The following is an 18,674-nucleotide window of genomic DNA, read 5'->3' as shown; positions in this document are numbered from 1 at the left end:
AATCGAGCTTCCCCGAGGTCGACGAAGGGACGATCCATGACCGAGCAGGACATTCCCGCCGAGTACACCTGTCCACCGGCCCCACCGGACGAGGACCCGGACCGGCTGTGCGACGAGCCAGGACCCGCGGCCGACCAGCAGGGGCCCGCGCTGCGCGGACCCACCGGCGTGCCGATCCCCGGTGCCGCCGACGTGCGCGCCCAGCACGGCGGTGCCCTGACGACCGCCCAGGGCCTCGGTGTCGCCGATACCGACCACGCGCTGAAAGCAGGACCGCGCGGACCGGTGCTGCTACAGGACATCCACCTGCGGGAGAAGATCACCCACTTCGATCACGAACGCATTCCCGAACGGGTCGTCCACGCCCGCGGTGTCGGTGCCCACGGTGTGTTCGTGGCCAACGGCGCCGCCGAGTCGCTGACCCGCGCCCGGTTCCTCGCCGCCGACGTGCGCACCCCGGTATTCGTCCGGTTCTCCACGGTGCTCGGTTCGCGCGGATCGGCCGACACGGTGCGCGATACCCGGGGTTTCGCGGTGAAGTTCTACACCGACGAAGGGATCTACGACCTGGTCGGCAACAACATCCCGGTGTTCTTCATCCAGGAGGCGATCAAGTTCCCCGATGTCATCCACGCCGGAAAACCCCAGCCGGACCGGGAGATCCCGCAAGCACAGTCCGCGCACGACACCTTCTGGGACTTCGTCACCCTGCACACCGAGGCGACCGCGCACGCCTTCTGGAACATGTCCGACCGGGCGCTGCCGCGCTCGCTGCGAATGATGGAGGGCTTCGGGATCCACACGTTCCGGCTGGTGGCCGCCGACGGCACGACGAGCCTGGTGAAGTTCCACTGGAAGCCGCGACTGGGCGTGCACTCGATGCTGTGGGAGGAAACGCAGCTCACGGCGGGATTCGATCCCGATTTCCACCGCAGGGACCTGGCCGACGCGATCGCCTCGGGAGCGGCTCCCGAGTGGGATTTCGGGGTTCAGGTCTTCCCCGATACGCCGGACCATCTCTTCGACGGCATCGATCTGCTCGATCCGACCAAGATCGTGCCGGAGGAGGTGGCGCCGGTGCAGGTGATCGGGACGCTGCGGCTCACCGCGAACCCGGTGAACTTCTTCGCCGAGACCGAACAGGTCGCGTTCTGCCCCAGTCATCTGGTGCCCGGGATCGAAGTCACCGACGACCCGCTGCTGCAAGGCCGGTTGTTCTCCTACCTCGACACCCAGATCAGCAGACTCGGCGGACCGAATTTCGCGCAGTTGCCGATCAACACCCCGCACACCGGGGTCGACGATCTGTTCCGCGACGGCATGCACCAGAATGCGGTGCACCCCGGAATCGCGCCGTACAAACCGAATTCGCTCGGCGGCGGGTGCCCGTACGCGGCGAGTTCCGCCGATCGGGCGTACCGCGAGTCACCGACCCCGATCCCGCCGCCCACCGCGAAACTGCGGACCTCGGCGACGACCGCGGGCGCGATCTCCTTCGCCGACCACTACTCGCAGCCGCGGATGTTCTACCGCAGCCTCACGGCGGGGGAGCGGCGGCACCTGGCCGACGCCTTCGCCTTCGAGCTCGGCAAATGCACCTCCACCACCATCCAGCGGCGTGGGCTTCAGCTGCTGGTGAACGTCGACGGCGAGCTGGCCGGCTACGTCGCGGCCCAACTCGGGCTGGATACCCCCGCACCGAGCGCCGACGACCAGGTCGACCTCCCGCCGAGTCCCGCACTGTCGCAGCGGCGCGGCCCGTTCCCGGTCGACGGCCGCACCGTCGCCGTGCTGGTCGACGATACGGCCAGCGCCGCCGCGATCGAGGAGGTCCGCGCCGCGTTCACCCGGGCCGGGGTCAGACCGTTCGTGGTCGCCGAACACGGTGGTGACGTCGACGGCGTGCGGGTGGCGCGCACGTTCGCGACGATGCGATCGGTCGAATTCGACGGCGCCGTCCTGCTGGCAGGCCCGTTGGATCCGAGAGTCGACCTGCTCGTCGAGGAGATGTGGCGCCACGGCAAGGCGATCGCGGCCGTCGGGACGGCGGCGTCGATACTGTCGCGCACCGGTGTCGACCCCGACGCCCCCGGCGTGACCGTGGCCGAGGCGGCCCCGGCCACCGAAGCCCTGCTGGCCGATCTGGGCGAGCATCGGGCGTGGGCTCGGATCGACCCGCACGACTGACCGGTGCGCTCCGCGTCGCGCTCGTTTCGGCGGCACCGGCGCGGGCATCACCCGACTGTGGCGATCGATCGACCAGGTCGCCGCCACCGTCCGATCTCGGGAGGCCCAGATGGGCACAGAAATAGGCGACCACGTCCTCGCCCGATTACGGGAGTGGGGTGTCGAGCAGGTATTCGGCTATCCGGGCGACGGGATCAGCGGCCTGATCGCCGCGTTCGGCCGCGCCGAGGCACCGGCGTTCATCCAGACCAGACACGAGGAGATGGCGGCCTTCGCCGCCACCGGCTACGCGAAATTCGGCGACCGTCTCGGCGTCTGCGCGGCGACCTCCGGTCCCGGGGCCATCCACCTGCTCAACGGTTTGTACGACGCGAAACTCGACCATGTGCCGGTACTGGCGCTGGTCGGGCAGACCGCGCGTTCGGCGCGTGGGCTGGCACTACCAGCAGGAGGTCGACCTGCAGAGCCTCTACAAGGACGTCGCCTCGGCGTATCTGGTCGAGGTCGACGTCGTCGAGCAGCTGCCCGCCGCGCTGGATCGCGCGATCCGGGCGGCACTGGCCCGGCGCGGGCCCGCCGCGGTGATCATCCCGGCCGACATCCAGCACGAACAGTTCCGGCCGCCCGAGGCGGCGCCGGGGCAGGTGGTCTCCAGCCCACCGAGCCCCGAGTCCACCTCGCGGCTGCTGCCCGACGACGACCTGATCGACAGAGCCGCCGACGTCCTCGACTCGGCGCACCGGCCCGCGATCCTGATCGGCCAGGGCGCACGCGGGGCGGCCGACGAGGTCGTCGCGCTCGCCGATCGGCTGGGCGCCGGCGTCGCCAAGGCACTGCTCGGCAAGGATGTGCTGCCCGACGATCTGCCCTTCGTCACCGGCGCGGTCGGCCTGCTCGGCACCAGACCGAGCTACGAGATGATGCGTGACTGCGACGCCCTGCTGATCGTGGGATCGAACTTCCCCTACGCCCAGTTCCTCCCGGAGCCCGGATCGGCGCGCGCCGTGCAGATCGATAGCGACGGCACCCGGATCGGCATGCGATACCCCACCGAGGTCAACCTGGTCGGCGATGCCGCCGGCACCGTCGCGGCACTCACCGCGCGGGTCTCCGACCAGCGCGAGCCCGGCTGGCGGCAGCAGATCGAAACGAATGTCGCCGCCTGGTGGGACACCGTGCGCCGCCAGGCCATGCTCGACGCCGATCCGGTCAATCCGCTACGGGTGGTGTGGGAGCTGTCGAGCAGACTCCCGGAAGGCGCGATCGTGACCGCCGATTCGGGGTCGTCGACCACCTGGTACGCCCGCTGCCTCCAGTTGCGCCGTGGAATGCGGGCGTCGCTGTCGGGGACGCTGGCGTCGATGGGGTCGGCGGTGCCGTACGCGATCGGCGCCAAGTTCGCCCACCCCGATCGGCCCGTGATCGCCCTGGCAGGCGACGGCGCGATGCAGATGAACGGACTGGCCGAACTGCTCACCATCCGGCGCTACGCTCCGCGCTGGACCGATCGGCGCCTGGTCGTCTGCGTGTTCCACAACAACGACCTCAACCAGGTCACCTGGGAGCTACGTGCGCTGTCGGGCGCACCCAAATTTCCTGACTCACAACAACTTCCGGATGTTTCCTATGCCGCGATCGCCCGGGAAGCCGGCCTGGGCGCCGAAACCGTGGTCGACCCGGCCCGGCTCGGTCCGGCCTGGGACGCGGCGTTGCACGCCGACGGCCCGGTCCTGCTCGACGTGCACTGCGATCCTGATGTCGCGCCCATCCCGCCTCATGTCACCCGCGAACAGCTCGGCCACACCGCGCAGGCACTGCTACACGGTGATCCCGACGCCTGGCGTGTGATGGCCAAGGGGGTGCGAACCAAAGCGCAGGAGTTCCTGCGCTGATAGGGAGGTACTCGCGATGGACCACACCACCGCCCCGCTGCTCGCCGCCGTCGCCGACTACCACGGCCTGGGCCGCTACGGCTTCACCCCGCCGGGGCATCGGCAAGGTCGCGGGGTCGACGACCGGGTGCTGGCCGCGCTCGGCACCGATGCCTTCCACAGCGACATCCTCGCCTCGCCGGGGCTCGACGACCGGCTGGCCAGGCACGGTGTGCTGGCCGAGGCCGAGGAACTCATGGCCGACGCGGTCGGCGCCGACGCCGCGTTCTTCTCCACCTGCGGGAGCTCGCTGTCAGTGAAGGCGGCCATGATGGCTGTGGCAGGCGGCCGCGACGGCGGTCTGCTGGTGGCCCGCGACAGCCATAAATCCATCGTCGCCGGGCTGATCTTCTCCGGCGTGCAACCACACTGGATCACCCCGCGCTGGGACGCCGAGCGGCACCTCTCGCATCCACCCTCACCCGAGCAGGTCGAACAGACCTGGCGTGAGCATCCCGACGCGGCGGGCGCGTTGATCGTCAGCCCCAGCCCGTACGGCACCTGTGCCGACATCCGGGGCATCGCCCAGGTGTGTCACGCGCGTGGCAAGCCGCTGATCGTCGACGAGGCATGGGGCGCGCACCTGCCCTTCCACCCCGACCTGCCGACCTGGGCGATGGATGTCGGCGCGGATGTATGCGTGGTGAGCGTGCACAAGATGGGCATGGGGTTCGAGCAGGGTTCGGTGTTCCACCTGCAAGGCGACCTGGTCGATCCGGTGCGGCTGCGCGCGTGCGCCGACCTGCTGATGACCACCAGCCCCAACGTCCTGATCTACGCCGCGCTGGACGGATGGCGCAGGCAGATGGTCGAATTCGGCCACGACCTGCTCGACCGGGCCCTGACCTCGGCCCGCCGGGCGCGTACCGAGCTAGCCGAGATCAGCGGGCTCACCGTGATGCGCGACGAGTTGCTCGGGGCCGAGGCCTCGCACGATCTGGACCTGCTGCAGGTCCTCGTCGACGTCGCGGACACCGGCGCGAGCGGCTACGTCGCCGCCGACTGGTTACGCGCGCACCGCCGAATCGACCTCGGCCTCAGCGATCACCGCCGAGTCCTGGCCACCCTGTCGTCGGCCGACGACGCCGCCACCGTCGACGCGCTCGTCGACGGGCTCGCCCTGTGGCGGGCCGGGCTGAACCACCCCCAGCCACCGCGGATCCGTCTGCCCGCACCCGACGAGCTGGAACTGGAGACGGTGATGCTGCCGCGTGACGCGTTCTTCGCGCCCGCGGAGCCCGTTCCGGCCGAACAGGCCGCGGGCCGGATCGCCGCCGAACAGCTCACTCCGTATCCGCCCGGCATTCCCGCGGTCGTCCCGGGCGAACGCCTCGGCGCGGCGGTCGTCGACTACCTGCGGACCGGCGTCGCGGCGGGCTTGAACGTGCCCGATGCGGCCGACCCCCAGCTCGATACCCTTCGTGTCGTCCGCTCTGATCACGCCGGCGCACAGCGATCGGCCGCGGCAGGTGTGGGTGCGCGCGATGCGTGGAACACCTGGTGACCGCACAGCGAAGCCACCGGACCAGCCCGACTCGACCGGCAAAGACCCGACGAGAGGGTCGAGTGATTGCTTGCAGGTCAACGGGGTATGGCCCGAGTGAACGGATCCGACCGCGCGGACAGGAGGACCATCCGATGGACGACACTTCCTGGAATCACGGTGCGCGCGGCGAGACCGAAACACAACGGCTCGACCGGAATTGGTCGTCGTTGCTGCAGGAGCTCCGCGTGGTGCAGACCGGTGTCCAGTTGCTGACCGGCTTCCTGATCGTGCTGCCGTTCCAGCCCCGGTTCGACGCGATCGGCACGCCGGCCCGCGTGCTCTACCTGGTCATCGTGACGGCGTCGATCAGTGCCACGGTCCTGCTGGTCGCCCCCGTCGCGGGCCACCGCCTGCTGTTCCGCCGACATCGCAAGGACTGGCTGGTGGCCACCACCAACCAGCTCGCGTTGGGTGGGGTGATGCTGCTGGGGATCGCGCTGGTCGGCGTGGCCGTCCTGTTGTTCGATGTGGTGGTCGGCCCGGTCGCGGCGGTGACGGCGGGGTCGCTGTTCGGTGCGCTGTTCTTGGTCACCTGGCTGGTCCGGCCGCTGGCCGAGCGGGCCAGGCACCGCGACGGCACCGATCAGTCGGCCGGGTAGTTCTGCGCGCGCAGGAGCCCGGCGAGATGGGCAGCGTTGCGCGCCATGGTGGCGGTGGCCGCGCGTACCGCCTCGGGAGTGTCGGGGAGGTCGTTGTAGTCGACGCTGCCCATCGCCTCGCCGTTCCAGTAGGTGCAGCCCTGGGCGGGGATGGTGAAGCCGATGTCGTCGAGTGCTTGGAAGGTGTCGGCGGCGATCTTGTGCGCGCCATCCTCGTTGCCGACGATCGCGGCGATACCGACCTTGCCGAACATGGCGGGTCGGCCGAGGTCGTCGGTGCTGGACAGTTCGGCGTCGAGCCGCTCCAGGGTCCGCTGCGCGACCGAGGACGGGTGGCCGAGCCAGGTGGGGGTGGCGAGCAGGACGATGTCGGCCGCGACGACGCGGCGGCGGATCTGCGGCCATTCGTCGCCGTCCCCTTCGTCGGCGCTTACGCCCGCCCGGACGTCGAAATCGGCGATGCGCACCGATTCGCCGTCGACGCCGAGGATGGCCAGCTCGGCCAGCACCTGGTCGGCGATGTGCGCGCTGCTCGACGGGGCAGGTCCGGATTTGAGCGTGCAGACCAGCGCAAGCGCTCGCAAACTGGCGGTCATCGCAGTTCCTTTCGGCTATCGCGGCGCCGACGGGTCGGGCAGCGTGGGCTCCGGAGTGGGGATCGGGGGTATCGGTTCGCCGGGATGCGGCCGGGACGGTACCGGGTCGCCGGGGTCGGGCGGCAGGGGATCGGGGTCGGGACCGGGTGGGAAGGGTGCCGGCGGCGGGGGTTGAGTGAGTTCGAGTGGCGTCATGATCGCCTCCTGGGAGTGGTTACCTGGTCGCGGTGCGAGCTGAGCGCAGCGGCCGCGACAACGTCGCTCGGTGTCGACACCGTCTACCGAATACGTGAGCTGTCGGTGCCGTATGCATCCGGCCCACCGGAGGCTCACATGGTGGTGATGCCCGCACTTCCGGTCTCGAAACGGCCGGGCAGGCGCTACGCGATCACAGGATGGGCCTGCCACCGGTGACCGCGAGCCGAGCACCGGAGATGTAACTTCCTTCGTCGGCCGCGAGTCTCGTCCAGGCCGACGATGCCGCCGGAGAAGGTGGCCGAATTCGGCGACGACGTGCCGCTCGGCCGGGCGGGTCAGCCGGAATCGGGTCGGTAAACAGCGATTGGCTGCGGCAACGGTGGGTACGCGCGCCGCATGGAACTCCTGGTTATCGCAGCTCTGGTAGTCGTCGTCGCAGTGGTTGTGTTGACCCGCAAACGCGGGGAGAAGCCGCCGGATCAGCCCGAGTCGACCGGCAACGACCCGAAATGAGCTCTCCGCCGCAGTACGTGCGGGACGGTGCTTGTTCGGTTTCGGCACGGTGTTCGCCGTCCGCGGCATCGTCGACCTCGCCGGTTGATCACCTCGCGGGTGGGCCGCTCGCCGCGCGGCGGAACCTCGTCGCGAGGCGATCGAACGCCTCGGCGAGCTCGTCGCCGTCGATCACCTCGATATCGAGGTCGAGCTGGGTGACCCACAGCGCGAGCCGGTCCGGGTCGGTGGAACCCAGCTCGACCCGGCAGGTGGATTCGTCGACCACCTCGATATCGACCGGGATCCGGATCTTCGCGGCGACCTCGGCGGCGGGCGCATGCACGAGGACGCGGGCGCGGTACTGCCAGGCGGCCTTGCTGACGCGTCGGACGACGTAGTCGACGGCCTCGTCCGCCGGGATCACGCGCGGCGGGAATCGTGCGCCCGTCGGCGTGTGGGCGACCATGCGGTCGACCCGAAAGATCCGCCAGTCGCCACGATCGAGATCCCAGGCGAGCAGGTACCAGAGCGAACCCCAGCTCACCAGCCGCTGTGGCTCGGTGTGGCGGGCGCTTTCGCTGCCCCCGGGCTTGGTGTAGCCGAACCGGAGCCGCTCGTGACCGCGAATCGCGGTAGCGACCGCCGCGAGCACCGAGAGATCGAGCGGCGGCTCGGTTCCTGGAACGACGCTCGTCGCCTCGCGCACCGCCTCGACCCGCCGACGCAGGCGCGACGGCAGCACCTGCTCCAGCTTCGCGAGCGCGGTCAGCGATGTCTCCTCGACACCGAGCCGCTGGGTCGCGACCGCACCCAGTCCGACCGCGACGGCGACGGCCTCGTCGTCGTCGAGCAGCAGCGGTGGCATCGCCGTCCCGGCGACCAGCCGGTACCCACCCGCGACGCCGGGGCGCGCGTCCACGGGATAGCCGAGCGACCGCAACTTGCCGATGTCGGCGCGCACCGTCCGCGTGCTCACCGCGAGCCGGCCGGCGAGCTCGGCGCTCGTCCAGTCCCGTTTGAGCTGCAGCAACGACAGCAGTTCGAGCAGGCGGGCCGAGGTTTCCAACATATTCTCGATCATTCCAGCACTTGCGGAAGCTATCCTGCCGCATTACCCGGGAGCCTGGGCGTCATGAACGAGACCACCGCACTCACCCCCTTCCGCATCGACATCCCGCAGGCAGAGATCGAGGACCTTCGCGCCCGGCTGACCCACGCGCGCTGGCCGATCCCCGTGCCGGGCCGAGACGACCGCACGGACTTCAGCCGGGGCATCCCGCTGCCGTACCTGAAGGAACTCGCCGAGTACTGGCGCGACGGGTTCGACTGGCGTGCGCAGGAGGCGAAACTCGATGAGCACGAACAGTTCACGACGGTTGTCGACGGCCAGATCTTCCACATCGTCCACGTGCGATCGGCGAACCCGCAGGCCACGCCGCTGCTCCTCAGCCACGGCTGGCCCGGATCGTTCATCGAGTACCAGCGCCTCATCCCGCTGTTGACCGACGAGTTCCACCTCGTCGTCCCGTCGCTGCCCGGCTTCGGGTTCTCCACCCCGCTGTCGGGGACCGGCTGGGAGCTGGCACGGACCACGGAGGCCTACGCCGAGATCATGACGCGGCTGGGCTACGAGCGGTTCGCGGCCCACGGCACCGACATCGGATCGGGCGTCATCGGCCGCCTCGCGGCGCTGCACCCCGAACGGGTCATCGGCACGCACACCGGCGCCGACTCCCGGTTGCTCGCGTTCGTCGGCGACAAGCTCCCGCTCCCAGATGGTCTGTCCGAGGACGAGATCGCCCAGATCGAGGCGGTGCGCGCCGAGGTCGCCGCCGAGCGGGGATATCTCGAGATCCAGAACCACCGCCCCGACACGATCGGCGCGGCGCTCACCGACTCACCGGTCGGTCAGCTCGCGTGGATCGCCGAGAAATTCACGACCTGGTCCGGTGCCTCCCGGCCACCGGTCGACCGCGACCAGCTCCTCACCAACATCAGCCTGTACTGGTTCACCCGCAGCGGCGCGTCCAGCGCCCAGTTCTATTACGAGGGCGAGCACTCTGGACTCGACTGGATCATGGCCGCCGATGTGCCGTCCGCATGGGCCGTCTTCGACACCCACCCGCTCATGCGCCGCGCGGTGGACCCATGGAAGGCGATCACCCACTGGAGCGAGTTCACCGAAGGCGGCCATTTCCCCGCGATGGAGGAGCCGGAGCTACTCGCGGAAGACATCCGCACCTTCTTCCGCAGCATTTCCTGATCACAACGCTAGGCCGGCGGGCCGGGGAGAAACCCACGTTGGCAGGCCCGGCCATGTGTCGAGGTCGAAGACGACGTCGCCGAGGCTCCATTCTTCTCGGTAGTTCTCCTGATATCGGGTCTCTGTGAGCCCGATCGCGGCGAGGATCTCGGCCATCGAGTCCAGGTCGCCGACTGTGGTCTCGACCTCGGTGGTGCCGTCGATGGTTGTGGAGTCGGTGACGCGCTTGAGCGTCAATGTTGTTCGAGTGCCTTCGTCCCGGAGCCGGACCCAGGCTCCTTCGGGCACCGTCTCGCCGTCGAAGATCTTGCGGGTCAACAGGGTTCGAGGGAATCGCTGAGCGGCGCCGAGCGCCCCGAGCTTCGCCCTGATCACCTCGACGTCGATCGCCAAGAAGGTGGCTTCGTATTCGTGCTTCATCGAGCTCGCGACCCTTCGTCGAGGAGTTCGGACTGTGCCGCGAAAAGTACACCCATGCGGTGCGTGTGGTCGTGGAGTTGCCCGACGTGCGGCCGTTCGATGAACGGATCCGTTCTCAAGGTGAGCAACACTTCCCACGTCTCACCGGGCACGGGCGATCGACCTGGCCCTCTCGATATCAACAGCGCCACCCACAACGGGAAGCTATCGGAGAACAGATCAATCGCGCGACAGTTGACCGGCCTCGCCCGCGTTCCGCAGACCATTCCGGCGCGGCAGAGCCTGCCACCGATCAGGGACCGCTGTCCCTTTGCGGTCGAGTGTCTCGATCTGCCTGACCGTGTCCCTGCCGTGCGAAGCGGTGAGATACTCGGTGTGCCACCGTGACTGGCGGTTTCTGCGTCGAGGACGGTGACGTGTGATCGCGTCGAGGAGGACACCATGACCAACACAGTCGGCATCACACCCGCCGGAATCGGCCGTCGGGCCGCAGCTAGGTTCATCGACTGGATCATCGCCGGGCTGATCGGCGCGGTCTTGTTCTGGATACTGGAGCGGGTCGCCGATCTCCCCAGCTGGATCGCGATCCTGCCGGGTGCCGGATTCGGGTTCCTGTATTTCGTGGCCTTCGAAGTAGCGACGGGGTCGACGCCGGGCAAGAAGATCCTCGGGTTGCGTGTCAACGGTGGCGGTGGCGCGAGCAAACCGGACCTGGCCGAGTCCGCCAAGCGCAACGCGTACATGCTGCTGAACCTGATTCCCTGGGTCGGCGGCCTGCTGTGGTTCGTCGCGGCGATCGGTATCGCGGTGACGGTGAGTTCGAGTTCGACCAAGCAGGGCTGGCACGACAACTTCGCGGGCGGTACCCAAGTCGTCAAGGATTGATGCCCACGGTGTGCGGTCGTGTGTCGCGTTCGCCGGCGCTGTCGCGGGGAGTGATGGCCGCGGTGACGCGTTCCGCCAGGGCACGCAGGTGGTCGATGAGTTCGGGCGGTTCGTGAACCTGGAACCCGAAGCCGAAAAGTCCGGTGTAGACGGCTATTTCATCGAGCGAGTTCGAGCCGGTGTGCAGGAGGCAGTGTCCGTCGTCGATCGCCTCGATGACGCCGACGGTCGGCGGGATTCGGTCCGCCGCTACTGCGGCGGACACCTCGAGGGTGATGCGCGCCTGGTAGCGATAGGGGGCGGTGCTGACCCCGCGGGACACCCAGCCGGTCAGGTCGACCTCGGGTGCCTCGCGCGGGGTGAATCGAGGCCCGTTGGGGACGCGGAGGCGGAGGCGGTCGACGCGGTAGGTGCGCCAGTCCTGTTTCTCGACGTCCCAGCCGACCAGATACCAGTGCCGTCCGGTGTGCACGAGCCGATGCGGTTCGGCCGCCCGCCGGATCTCGGCACCGTCATGAGTGCGGTAGTCGAAGCGGAGCTGTTCGTGGTCGCGGATCGCGGCGGCGATCGCGGTGAGGACATCCGCGTCCACCGACGGCGTGCCCGCCGGCATGCTGACTGTCGCCGCCTGGAGCGCCGAGACTCGGTGACGTAACCGGGCCGGGAGGATCTGCTCCAGTTTGGCCAGGGCGCGCAGCGAGCTCTCCTCGATGCCGGTGATCGTTCCGCTTGCCGCGGTGCGCAATCCGACGACGACGGCAACCGCCTCCTCGTCGTTCAGGAGCAGCGGTGGCAGTTTGGTTCCAGCGCCCAGGCGATATCCGGCCGCACCGGAGACCGCGTGGACGGGATAGCCGAGGTTGCGGAGCTTGTCGATGTCGCGGCGGACGGTTCGGGTATCGACGTCGAGGCGCTCGGCCAGGTCGGCGCCGGTCCACACCCGGGGTGTTTGCAGGAGCGAAAGCAGTTCGAGGAGGCGAGCCGAAGTTTCCAACACCCCGCACATTCTTCCGCACAGCTAGGACGATATTTGTCCTAGCTGGTGGCTCGACGACCTCAGGAATCGCTGCGGAGTGGAGTCACTGCCTCACCGCAGGGAAACGTCACCCCGGTGAGCTCCTCGGAGACGCTCCACAGGCGCTGCTGGACGGCCTGATCGTGGGAATCCGCGCTGGAGGTGACCAGTTTCGGATAGCCACGGATCTCACCCAGTCCGCCGGGCCCGTAGTACTGGCCGCCGACGACGGCCGGATCGGTGGCGGCGCGCAGGGTGGGCAGGGCGCCCATCTCGGGCTTCTGGGTGAGCAGCGGCGCGAGCCAGGTGACCGGCACGCGGAACGCGGCGGGCGAGTTGCGCACGAGTTCGGTGTTGGACACGCCGGGATGGGCGGCGACCGCGACAGTGGTGCCGTGCGGGGCGAGCCGACGCTGCAATTCGTAGGTGAACATCAGGTTGGCGAGTTTGGACTGGCCGTAGGCGGCGACGCGGTTGTACGAGCGCTCCCACCGCAGGTCGTCGAAATGGATGCCGGCCAGGATGCGGTGGCCGGTGCTGCTGACCGTCACCACGCGGGAGCCGGGGACCGGCAGGAGTCGGTCGAGCAGCAGGCCGGTGAGGGCGAAATGGCCGAGGTGGTTGGTGCCGAACTGCAATTCGAAGCCGTCCGCGGTGGTCTGTCGCTGGGTGTACATCACGCCCGCGTTGTTGATCAGGAGGTCGATGCGAGGGTGGGCCTCGCGCAGGTCGGCCGCCGCGGACCGGATCGATTCCAGGGAGGTGAGGTCGAGTGCCTGGACGGTGACCTCGCCGGTCATGCGGGCGGCCGCTCGCCTGCCCTTCTCGACGTCGCGGACGGCCAGCACCACCGTCGCGCCGCGCGCGGCGAGCAGCCGAGCGGTCTCGAAGCCCAGTCCGGTGTTGGCTCCGGTCACGATCGCGACCCGGCCGTGCTGATCGGGGATGTGCTGCTCAGTCCAGTTGCTGCTCATGACTTCTCCTAAAGAACCGTCGGTCTGTTATGAATCCAACGTAAGAGACCGGTGGTCTGATGTCAAGAGACCGGCGGTCTCTAAGCTAGGATGACGGCGTGATGTTTCAGCGAGCGCGCAGTGCGGAGCAGCGAGAGATCCGCCGACAGGCGATACTGGACACGGCGGCGGAGATGCTCGCCGAGATGCCGGTAGCCGCGGTGAGCCTCAATGAGCTCAGCCGGCGGGTGGGCCTGGCCAAGTCGAATGTCCTGCGGTATTTCGAGTCGCGCGAGGCGGCGCTGCTCGAACTGCTGGACTTTTTCCTGGAGAACTGGCTTGCCGCGCTCGCCGACGAACTGGCTGCGGGCATCGACGCGCAGGAGCCGCCGGAAGTGCGGGCCGGCCAACTCGCCGAGATTCTCAGTCGTTCACTGGCGGACCGGGTCGTCCTGTGCGACCTCTTCGGCGCACAGGGTGGCGTCCTCGAGCACAACGTTTCGGTCGAGGTGGTCAAGCGGCACAAGCGGTCTTCCCTCGCGCGACTCGCGGCCATGACCGAGCTCGTGCGCCGTCACGTCCCCGAGCTCGGCGACGACCAGGCGCAGCTGTTCTGCTTGATGGGCCTCGTCTCGGCGGGCGCCCTGTCGGCGTACGCCTCGCCGCCGCCCAGCGTGCTCGCCGCCTACGCCGACGAGCCCGCCCTCGGTGTGCTCCACCGGGATCTGCGTGACGCTCTCCGAGCGTCCTTCACGTCGTCGTTGCTGGGAGTTCTGCCACGCGCCTGAGTCTTTCCGTTCTCGTCCTCGGGCCGGGAGCTTCTAGGATGGGTCGAGCATCACCAGGAGCACCTCGTCTCGTCGACGCGAAAGGTCGCGACCATGGGCAGCCCGGTATCGGATACTCCGGATCCTGAGTCGGCGCCGGTCGTGGTGGGTGTCGACGGGCACAGTGATTCGGCGGTGCGTTGGGCCGCCCGCGCGGCCGTGGCTCGGCGGCGTCCGCTCCATCTGCTCTGTGCTCTCGAAATCAGCTCCGTACAGTCGGTTTTCGGACGTTTCGACCTGTTCACGCCCTCATTGTCGGATACCGTCCGCGCGCAGGGCGAGGAACGTCTCGAGAATGCGCGTCGACTGGTCGGCACCATCGATCCCGGCTTGGCGGTGGCGGTCGAACTCACTGACGACGACGCCGCCGACGCGCTCGTCGCGCGATCGGGCGGCGCCCATCTCACGGTGATCGGCGCCGGGCGTGGGGGGAATCGGCTGGGTTCCACGCTGCTCGCGGTGTCCGCGTACGCGGCCGGCACCGTCGTCGCGGTGCGTGGCGATCTCGGCGCGCGCACCGACCTACCGGTCGTGGTCGGGGTGGACGGCAGCGATCTCAGTCGTGCCGCGGCGGCAGCGGCTTTCGCCGAGGCTGCGCTGCGCGGCGTGCGCCTGGTTGCCGTCCATACCTGGGACGACCTGCGCTACGAGAAGGCGGCCGCTCTGCCGGATCCGGTCGACGACGCCGACTCGATCGCGGAATCGCACCGGTTGCTGACCGAGGTGCTGGCGCCGGGCCGGGCCGCGCACCCCGCGGTCGACGTCGAGGAACGGGTCTATCGCTACAGCCCGGCCCATCATCTCCTCGAATGGTCCGTCGAGGCGCAGCTCGTGGTCACCGGGAGCCGCGGGCGCGGTAGTTTCCGGGGCTTGTTGCTGGGGTCGACGAGCAATGCGCTGGTCCAGCACGCGCGGTGCCCGGTCATGGTCGTTCATCGCGCGGCAGAGCACTGAACGTCCCGATCGAAGATCATCGTCGAGTGGTTCTCCGCTGTTCGGCGACTATCCAGCGACGCGGGAAATCGAGGTGGCCGTCTCGAATATCGGCCGTTCAGCCAGGACGAAACGGGGGAATCGGTACCAGTCAGGCATTCCGGACCCGATACTCGACAGTCCTGGCAACCACTTGGTAACAACTCGGTCTTCGGTAGCCCGAACGCCGGCACGGTCTGGACATACTGGTTATTCGACGACCTGTGCACCTGAAAGCGACACTATCGAGGAGTCCGCGTGCTGCACACCGATGTCCCCACCCGCCGTGAGATCGCTGTCCTCGCCGCGATGACCGCGCCCTGGTCGGTGTCGATCTACACACCCACCGAGGTCGATCCCGCCGAACCGGAGATCAGCCGGGTCGCCTTCTCCAATCAGGTGCGTGACGCGCTCGAGCGGGTCACCTCGGCGGGGGAGCGGGCGGCGCTGTCGGAGGAATTCGACGACCTGCTCGACGATCCCGAGTTCTGGCGGTTCCAGTCGCGCACGCTCGTCGTGCTGGCAACCCCCGAGCGGATCCGGATCTACCGTTTGCCGAATCGGCTGCCGGCGTCCACCACGGTCGCCGACCGATTCCTGCTCAAGCCGCTGCTGCGCACGGTGACTTTTCCGCAGTCGGCCTATGTTCTCGCCCTGTCGGAGGGCGCCGCCCGGTTGATCGATGTCGACGCCGAGGGCCCCGCGGTCGACGTCACCCCTCGCGAACTGCCGAGCAGCGCCTCCGACCATGCCGGGAAGTCCTCGCTGGGCGATCGGGCGCCGAAGGGGCGGGTCCAGGGATACGAGGGGCGCAAGATGCGGGTGCGGCAGTACGCGCGCGCCGTGGACCAGCAGCTGCGGACCACCCTGACCGGCCGTGACGTCCCGCTGGTGCTCGCCGCCACGGAGCCCACCGATGCACTGTTCCGGTCGGTGAACAGCTACCCGGATCTGCTCGACGAGAGCCTGGCGGGCAACCCCGAGCACCTCGGCCCGGACGAGCTCGCCGCCCAGGCGAGACCGATCCTGGACCGCTACTACGCCGGGCAGCTCGCCGACCTGAGGACGCTGTTCGACAAGCGGATGTCGGAGGGCCGTGCGCTGTCCGATATCGCCGACATCGCCCGCGCGGCGACGTTCGGCATCGTCGGCATCCTCTTCGTCGACATCGAGACCGCGCTACCGGGCACGCTGGCCGCCGACGACGGTGCGGTCGAGTTCGGTTCCGATGCAGAAGGTCTCGACGTGCTCGACGAGATCGCGCGCCGGGTGCTGCTCACGGACGGCCGGGTGCTCGCGGTGCGCGGGTCGGAGGTACCCGGTGGCGGTCCGGCCGCGGCGATCCTGCGCTACCCGATGTGACTGCCTGACAAGGGCACTCGTGGGGACTTTCGCGTGCTCGGCCGCCGGTGGCCCGCACCGCTGGCAGCCTTGCCGTCGGTGTGACGCCGTCGTCTACTGGCCGCCGGTCACCGACGAGTGCGATCACTCGCACCATAGGCGGCGGTGACCGCGCTACCGTCGAGGGCGTGAGCGACACACAGTGGAAGATCCTCGGCGAGACCCTGGTGGACGAGAACCGCCACATCCGCCTGACGACGGTGGACATCGAGTTGCCCGATGGCGTCCGATTCACGCAGTACACCGCAAAGTTGCCACGCTGCGCGATGACCCTGGTGCTCAACGGCTCCCGCGAGGTGCTGCTGATGAGGCGGCACCGGTTCCTGATCGACCAGTGGGTGTGGGAAGTCCCCGGTGGCTACGTCGACGGCGCCGAGGATGTCGCCGCAGCTGCCGCCCGTGAGGTCGAAGAGGAGACCGGCTGGCGGCCCACGTCGATGCAGCACCTGGTTACGTATCAGCCCGCGATCGGCACGCTGGATCAGCCGCAGGAAATCTACCTGGCGCGCGGTGCCGAGCCGACTGGTGCAGCACCGGACATCAACGAGGCCGAAGAGGTTCGCTGGGTGCCGCTCGACGAAGCGGTGCAGATGATCGACCGCAGTGAGATCGTCGGCGCGGCAACGGTAGTCGGGATCTACCGCGCGTTGTCGCTGACTTAGACGCTCGCCGTCACGCGCTGTCGAAAGTCGCCCGCAACGGGCAGCGCGTCATGCGGGGCCAGACGCGCCCGGACATCCCGGAGGTACGCGCCGGTCCGCGTGGGCGCCACTTCGCAGAGGCCGGCCGCTCGCCGCTGTCGCACCGGCTCGCCGTCAGGGCGCCACGGTGTACGAGCTCGCCGCTGCGCTGCGTCACGACACTCATCAGACGGGCGCCTACCTCGGCGAACTGCACCGCCTGCGCCTCGTCCAGTACCGCGAGTACGCGGGCGGGGTGCTCTGGTGGGTCAACGCCGCTGGTCTGGAGCTTCTGAAGCCTGCTCCATCCGAGCTCGACCGAGCAGTCCGATCGCGGCGGCGTCCAGGGGTACCTGTCGAACCATACGTCAACTAGTGGTTGACGATAGGTCGTGCGTCAACTACTAGTTGACGCACGGCGGAAGTTCGTGAGGGGTTTCGCCGACATCCCATCGAACCGAGGAGTCGTCATGGAAACCTTCGACAGCGCTGCGCGCAGGCAAGCCGAGCCATCGGGCAGGCGGGCGGTGATCGTCGGCGCGGGGATCGCAGGATTGGCGGCCGCGCTGCGATTGCGTCAGCAGGGCTGGGATGTCGTCGTGGTCGAGCGTGCGCCGAGTCGCCGCAGTAGTGGCTACCTGGTGAACCTGCACGGGCCCGGATATGACGCGGCCGAGCGGCTCGGGCTGCTCCCGGCGTTGAACCCGCGCGATATCGGATTCTTCACCTCGGTCCTCGTCCACGCCGACGGCCGGGAGAAACTCCGGATTCCCGCTGCCGTCGCCGAGGCCGCTGTCGGGGACCGGGCCTTGAGCTTGTTCCGTGGCGATCTGGAGTCGGCGCTGTACGACGCCGTCGCCGAGTTCGCCGATATTCGTTTCGGCACCACGGTGCTGGCCATCACCCAGACTCCGGGGGAGGTCGACGTCACCCTCAGCGACGACACCCACCTTCGCGCCGAACTTCTTATCGGTGCCGACGGCGTGCACTCGCGGGTTCGAGAGCTCGTCTTCGGTGCCGAGTCCGAGTACTTCGTGGACCTGGGCCATATGGTCGGTGCGTTTCCGCTGGACACACCACCCACCCGGATGCCCGATGGGGTGGGCACCACGTTCATCGGTCCCGGCCGCACGGCCGCGGTGATGAACCTGGGGCCGGGCAGGTCCTCGGCGTTCTTCGCCTACCGCTGCCCCGACGCCGACTCCGCCACCGAACTGGATCTCGGCGCCGCACCCGCGCTCACCCGGGCGTTCGGGGATCTCGGCGGCGGTGTCGCCGACGCACTCGGTCAGCTCGCCGCCGAGCCCGGCAACGCCTACTTCGATTCGGTCGGCCAGATCGTGATGGACCGCTGGAGCCAGGGCCGGATCGTGCTGCTCGGCGACGCGGCCTGGTGCGTCACGGTCTTCGCCGGTTACGGCGCCGCCCTCGCTCTCGACGGCGGCGACCGGCTCGGCACCGCGCTGGCCGAACACGGCGACGACATCCCCGCCGCGCTCGACGCCTGGGAGACAGCGTTGCGGCCGGAGGTGGACAAGCGACAGGCATTGGCGCGGAAGGGAATCGGCCGATTCGCCCCGCCGACGCGCACTCATGTCTGGGCGGGCGAAATGATGCTCCGCGCGATCCAGCTCCCCGGCATCCGCGGCCTGGTCCACCGTGCCATCCAACGCGCCAACAACTAGCCGCTGATCGGCGGTGGTGTC

Annotated in this window: 14 protein-coding genes and 2 pseudogenes; 11 read left to right on the top strand and 5 right to left on the bottom strand. The window is 68.8% G+C overall.

Features of this window, described 5'->3' with window-relative positions:
- Positions 1-36 precede the first annotated feature (36 nt).
- The 4 genes and pseudogenes from ACFVW6_RS17965 to ACFVW6_RS17950 all read left to right on the top strand — a co-directional run bounded on the left by ACFVW6_RS17965 (position 37) and on the right by ACFVW6_RS17950 (position 6,263).
- Positions 37-2,187: a catalase gene (locus tag ACFVW6_RS17965; protein WP_378828847.1), complete on the top strand. Its 2,151-nt coding sequence runs from the start codon at positions 37-39 to the stop codon at positions 2,185-2,187.
- A 109-nt stretch (positions 2,188-2,296) separates the two neighbouring features.
- Positions 2,297-4,079, top strand: a pseudogene (locus ACFVW6_RS17960) (thiamine pyrophosphate-requiring protein).
- Positions 4,080-4,095: 16 nt separating this feature from the next.
- Positions 4,096-5,544 (top strand): annotated as a pseudogene (locus ACFVW6_RS17955) (aminotransferase class I/II-fold pyridoxal phosphate-dependent enzyme); the annotation flags it as partial.
- Between the two features lie 212 nt (positions 5,545-5,756).
- Positions 5,757-6,263: a DUF6328 family protein gene (locus tag ACFVW6_RS17950; protein ID WP_378828845.1), complete on the top strand. Its 507-nt coding sequence runs from the start codon at positions 5,757-5,759 to the stop codon at positions 6,261-6,263.
- Here the strand turns inward: ACFVW6_RS17950 and ACFVW6_RS17945 are convergent.
- Together ACFVW6_RS17945 and ACFVW6_RS17940 are read right to left on the bottom strand one after the other, a co-directional pair.
- A complete protein-coding gene (locus ACFVW6_RS17945) occupies positions 6,248-6,859 on the bottom strand; it encodes a flavodoxin family protein (protein WP_378828843.1) in 612 nt (203 codons plus the stop codon). The genes ACFVW6_RS17950 and ACFVW6_RS17945 overlap by 16 nt on opposite strands.
- A gap of 799 nt (positions 6,860-7,658) precedes the next feature.
- Positions 7,659-8,621 carry a helix-turn-helix transcriptional regulator gene (locus ACFVW6_RS17940; protein ID WP_378828841.1) on the bottom strand — a complete coding sequence of 321 codons (963 nt, stop codon included), beginning with the start codon at positions 8,619-8,621 and terminating at the stop codon, positions 7,659-7,661.
- Positions 8,622-8,684: 63 nt separating this feature from the next.
- On the opposite strand from ACFVW6_RS17940, the gene ACFVW6_RS17935 reads away from it, so the two are divergent.
- Entirely contained in the window at positions 8,685-9,815 is a 1,131-nt protein-coding gene (locus ACFVW6_RS17935; protein ID WP_378828837.1) for an epoxide hydrolase family protein, read from the top strand.
- Here ACFVW6_RS17935 and ACFVW6_RS17930 read toward each other — a convergent pair whose 3' ends face one another.
- Positions 9,816-10,235, bottom strand: a complete 420-nt coding sequence (locus ACFVW6_RS17930) for a CYTH domain-containing protein (RefSeq protein ID WP_378828835.1) — start codon at positions 10,233-10,235, stop codon at positions 9,816-9,818. It lies immediately after the preceding gene.
- 441 nt (positions 10,236-10,676) lie between these two features.
- Here ACFVW6_RS17930 and ACFVW6_RS17925 point away from each other — a divergent pair, with 441 nt between their 5' ends.
- Positions 10,677-11,120: an RDD family protein gene (locus ACFVW6_RS17925; protein ID WP_378828832.1), complete on the top strand. Its 444-nt coding sequence runs from the start codon at positions 10,677-10,679 to the stop codon at positions 11,118-11,120.
- Here the strand turns inward: ACFVW6_RS17925 and ACFVW6_RS17920 are convergent.
- Both ACFVW6_RS17920 and ACFVW6_RS17915 read right to left on the bottom strand, forming a co-directional pair.
- Positions 11,110-12,117 (bottom strand): helix-turn-helix transcriptional regulator, encoded by a 1,008-nt coding sequence (locus tag ACFVW6_RS17920; RefSeq protein ID WP_378828830.1) that lies wholly within the window; start codon positions 12,115-12,117, stop codon positions 11,110-11,112. The two genes, ACFVW6_RS17925 and ACFVW6_RS17920, sit on opposite strands and share 11 nt — an antisense overlap.
- Positions 12,118-12,176: 59 nt before the next feature.
- Positions 12,177-13,109, bottom strand: coding sequence for an SDR family NAD(P)-dependent oxidoreductase (locus ACFVW6_RS17915; protein ID WP_378828828.1), 933 nt, complete (start codon positions 13,107-13,109; stop codon positions 12,177-12,179).
- 101 nt (positions 13,110-13,210) lie between these two features.
- Between ACFVW6_RS17915 and ACFVW6_RS17910 the strand changes: the two genes are divergently transcribed.
- The 5 genes from ACFVW6_RS17910 (at position 13,211) to ACFVW6_RS17890 (ending at position 18,653) form a co-directional block, all read left to right on the top strand.
- Positions 13,211-13,876 (top strand): TetR/AcrR family transcriptional regulator, encoded by a 666-nt coding sequence (locus ACFVW6_RS17910; RefSeq protein ID WP_378828826.1) that lies wholly within the window; start codon positions 13,211-13,213, stop codon positions 13,874-13,876.
- A gap of 93 nt (positions 13,877-13,969) precedes the next feature.
- Positions 13,970-14,869, top strand: coding sequence for a universal stress protein (locus ACFVW6_RS17905; protein WP_378828824.1), 900 nt, complete (start codon positions 13,970-13,972; stop codon positions 14,867-14,869).
- 276 nt (positions 14,870-15,145) lie between these two features.
- A complete protein-coding gene (locus tag ACFVW6_RS17900; protein WP_378828822.1) occupies positions 15,146-16,249 on the top strand; it encodes a hypothetical protein in 1,104 nt (367 codons plus the stop codon).
- A gap of 167 nt (positions 16,250-16,416) precedes the next feature.
- On the top strand, positions 16,417-16,950 hold the full coding sequence (locus ACFVW6_RS17895; protein WP_378828820.1) for an NUDIX hydrolase: 534 nt from the start codon (positions 16,417-16,419) through the stop codon (positions 16,948-16,950).
- A 488-nt stretch (positions 16,951-17,438) separates the two neighbouring features.
- Complete coding sequence (locus ACFVW6_RS17890; protein WP_378828818.1) at positions 17,439-18,653, top strand: FAD-dependent oxidoreductase; 1,215 nt, start codon at positions 17,439-17,441, stop codon at positions 18,651-18,653.
- Positions 18,654-18,674: the final 21 nt, after the last annotated feature.

It is taken from the genome of Nocardia sp. NPDC058244, from assembly GCF_042882065.1.
Taxonomy (GTDB): Bacteria; Actinomycetota; Actinomycetes; order Mycobacteriales; family Mycobacteriaceae; genus Nocardia.
Note: the sequence above shows the minus strand (reverse complement) of the source record. Positions and strands in the feature narration are given on the sequence as shown.

Coding starts and splice junctions, on each gene's coding strand:
- ACFVW6_RS17950 (WP_378828845.1), top strand. CDS start 5,757: ATGGACGACACTTCCTGGAATCACGGTGCGCGCGGCGAGACCGAAACA.
- ACFVW6_RS17940 (WP_378828841.1), bottom strand. CDS start 8,621: ATGTTGGAAACCTCGGCCCGCCTGCTCGAACTGCTGTCGTTGCTGCAG.
- ACFVW6_RS17925 (WP_378828832.1), top strand. CDS start 10,677: ATGACCAACACAGTCGGCATCACACCCGCCGGAATCGGCCGTCGGGCC.
- ACFVW6_RS17905 (WP_378828824.1), top strand. CDS start 13,970: ATGGGCAGCCCGGTATCGGATACTCCGGATCCTGAGTCGGCGCCGGTC.
- ACFVW6_RS17930 (WP_378828835.1), bottom strand. CDS start 10,235: ATGAAGCACGAATACGAAGCCACCTTCTTGGCGATCGACGTCGAGGTG.
- ACFVW6_RS17945 (WP_378828843.1), bottom strand. CDS start 6,859: ATGACCGCCAGTTTGCGAGCGCTTGCGCTGGTCTGCACGCTCAAATCC.
- ACFVW6_RS17910 (WP_378828826.1), top strand. CDS start 13,211: ATGTTTCAGCGAGCGCGCAGTGCGGAGCAGCGAGAGATCCGCCGACAG.
- ACFVW6_RS17935 (WP_378828837.1), top strand. CDS start 8,685: ATGAACGAGACCACCGCACTCACCCCCTTCCGCATCGACATCCCGCAG.
- ACFVW6_RS17890 (WP_378828818.1), top strand. CDS start 17,439: ATGGAAACCTTCGACAGCGCTGCGCGCAGGCAAGCCGAGCCATCGGGC.
- ACFVW6_RS17965 (WP_378828847.1), top strand. CDS start 37: ATGACCGAGCAGGACATTCCCGCCGAGTACACCTGTCCACCGGCCCCA.
- ACFVW6_RS17915 (WP_378828828.1), bottom strand. CDS start 13,109: ATGAGCAGCAACTGGACTGAGCAGCACATCCCCGATCAGCACGGCCGG.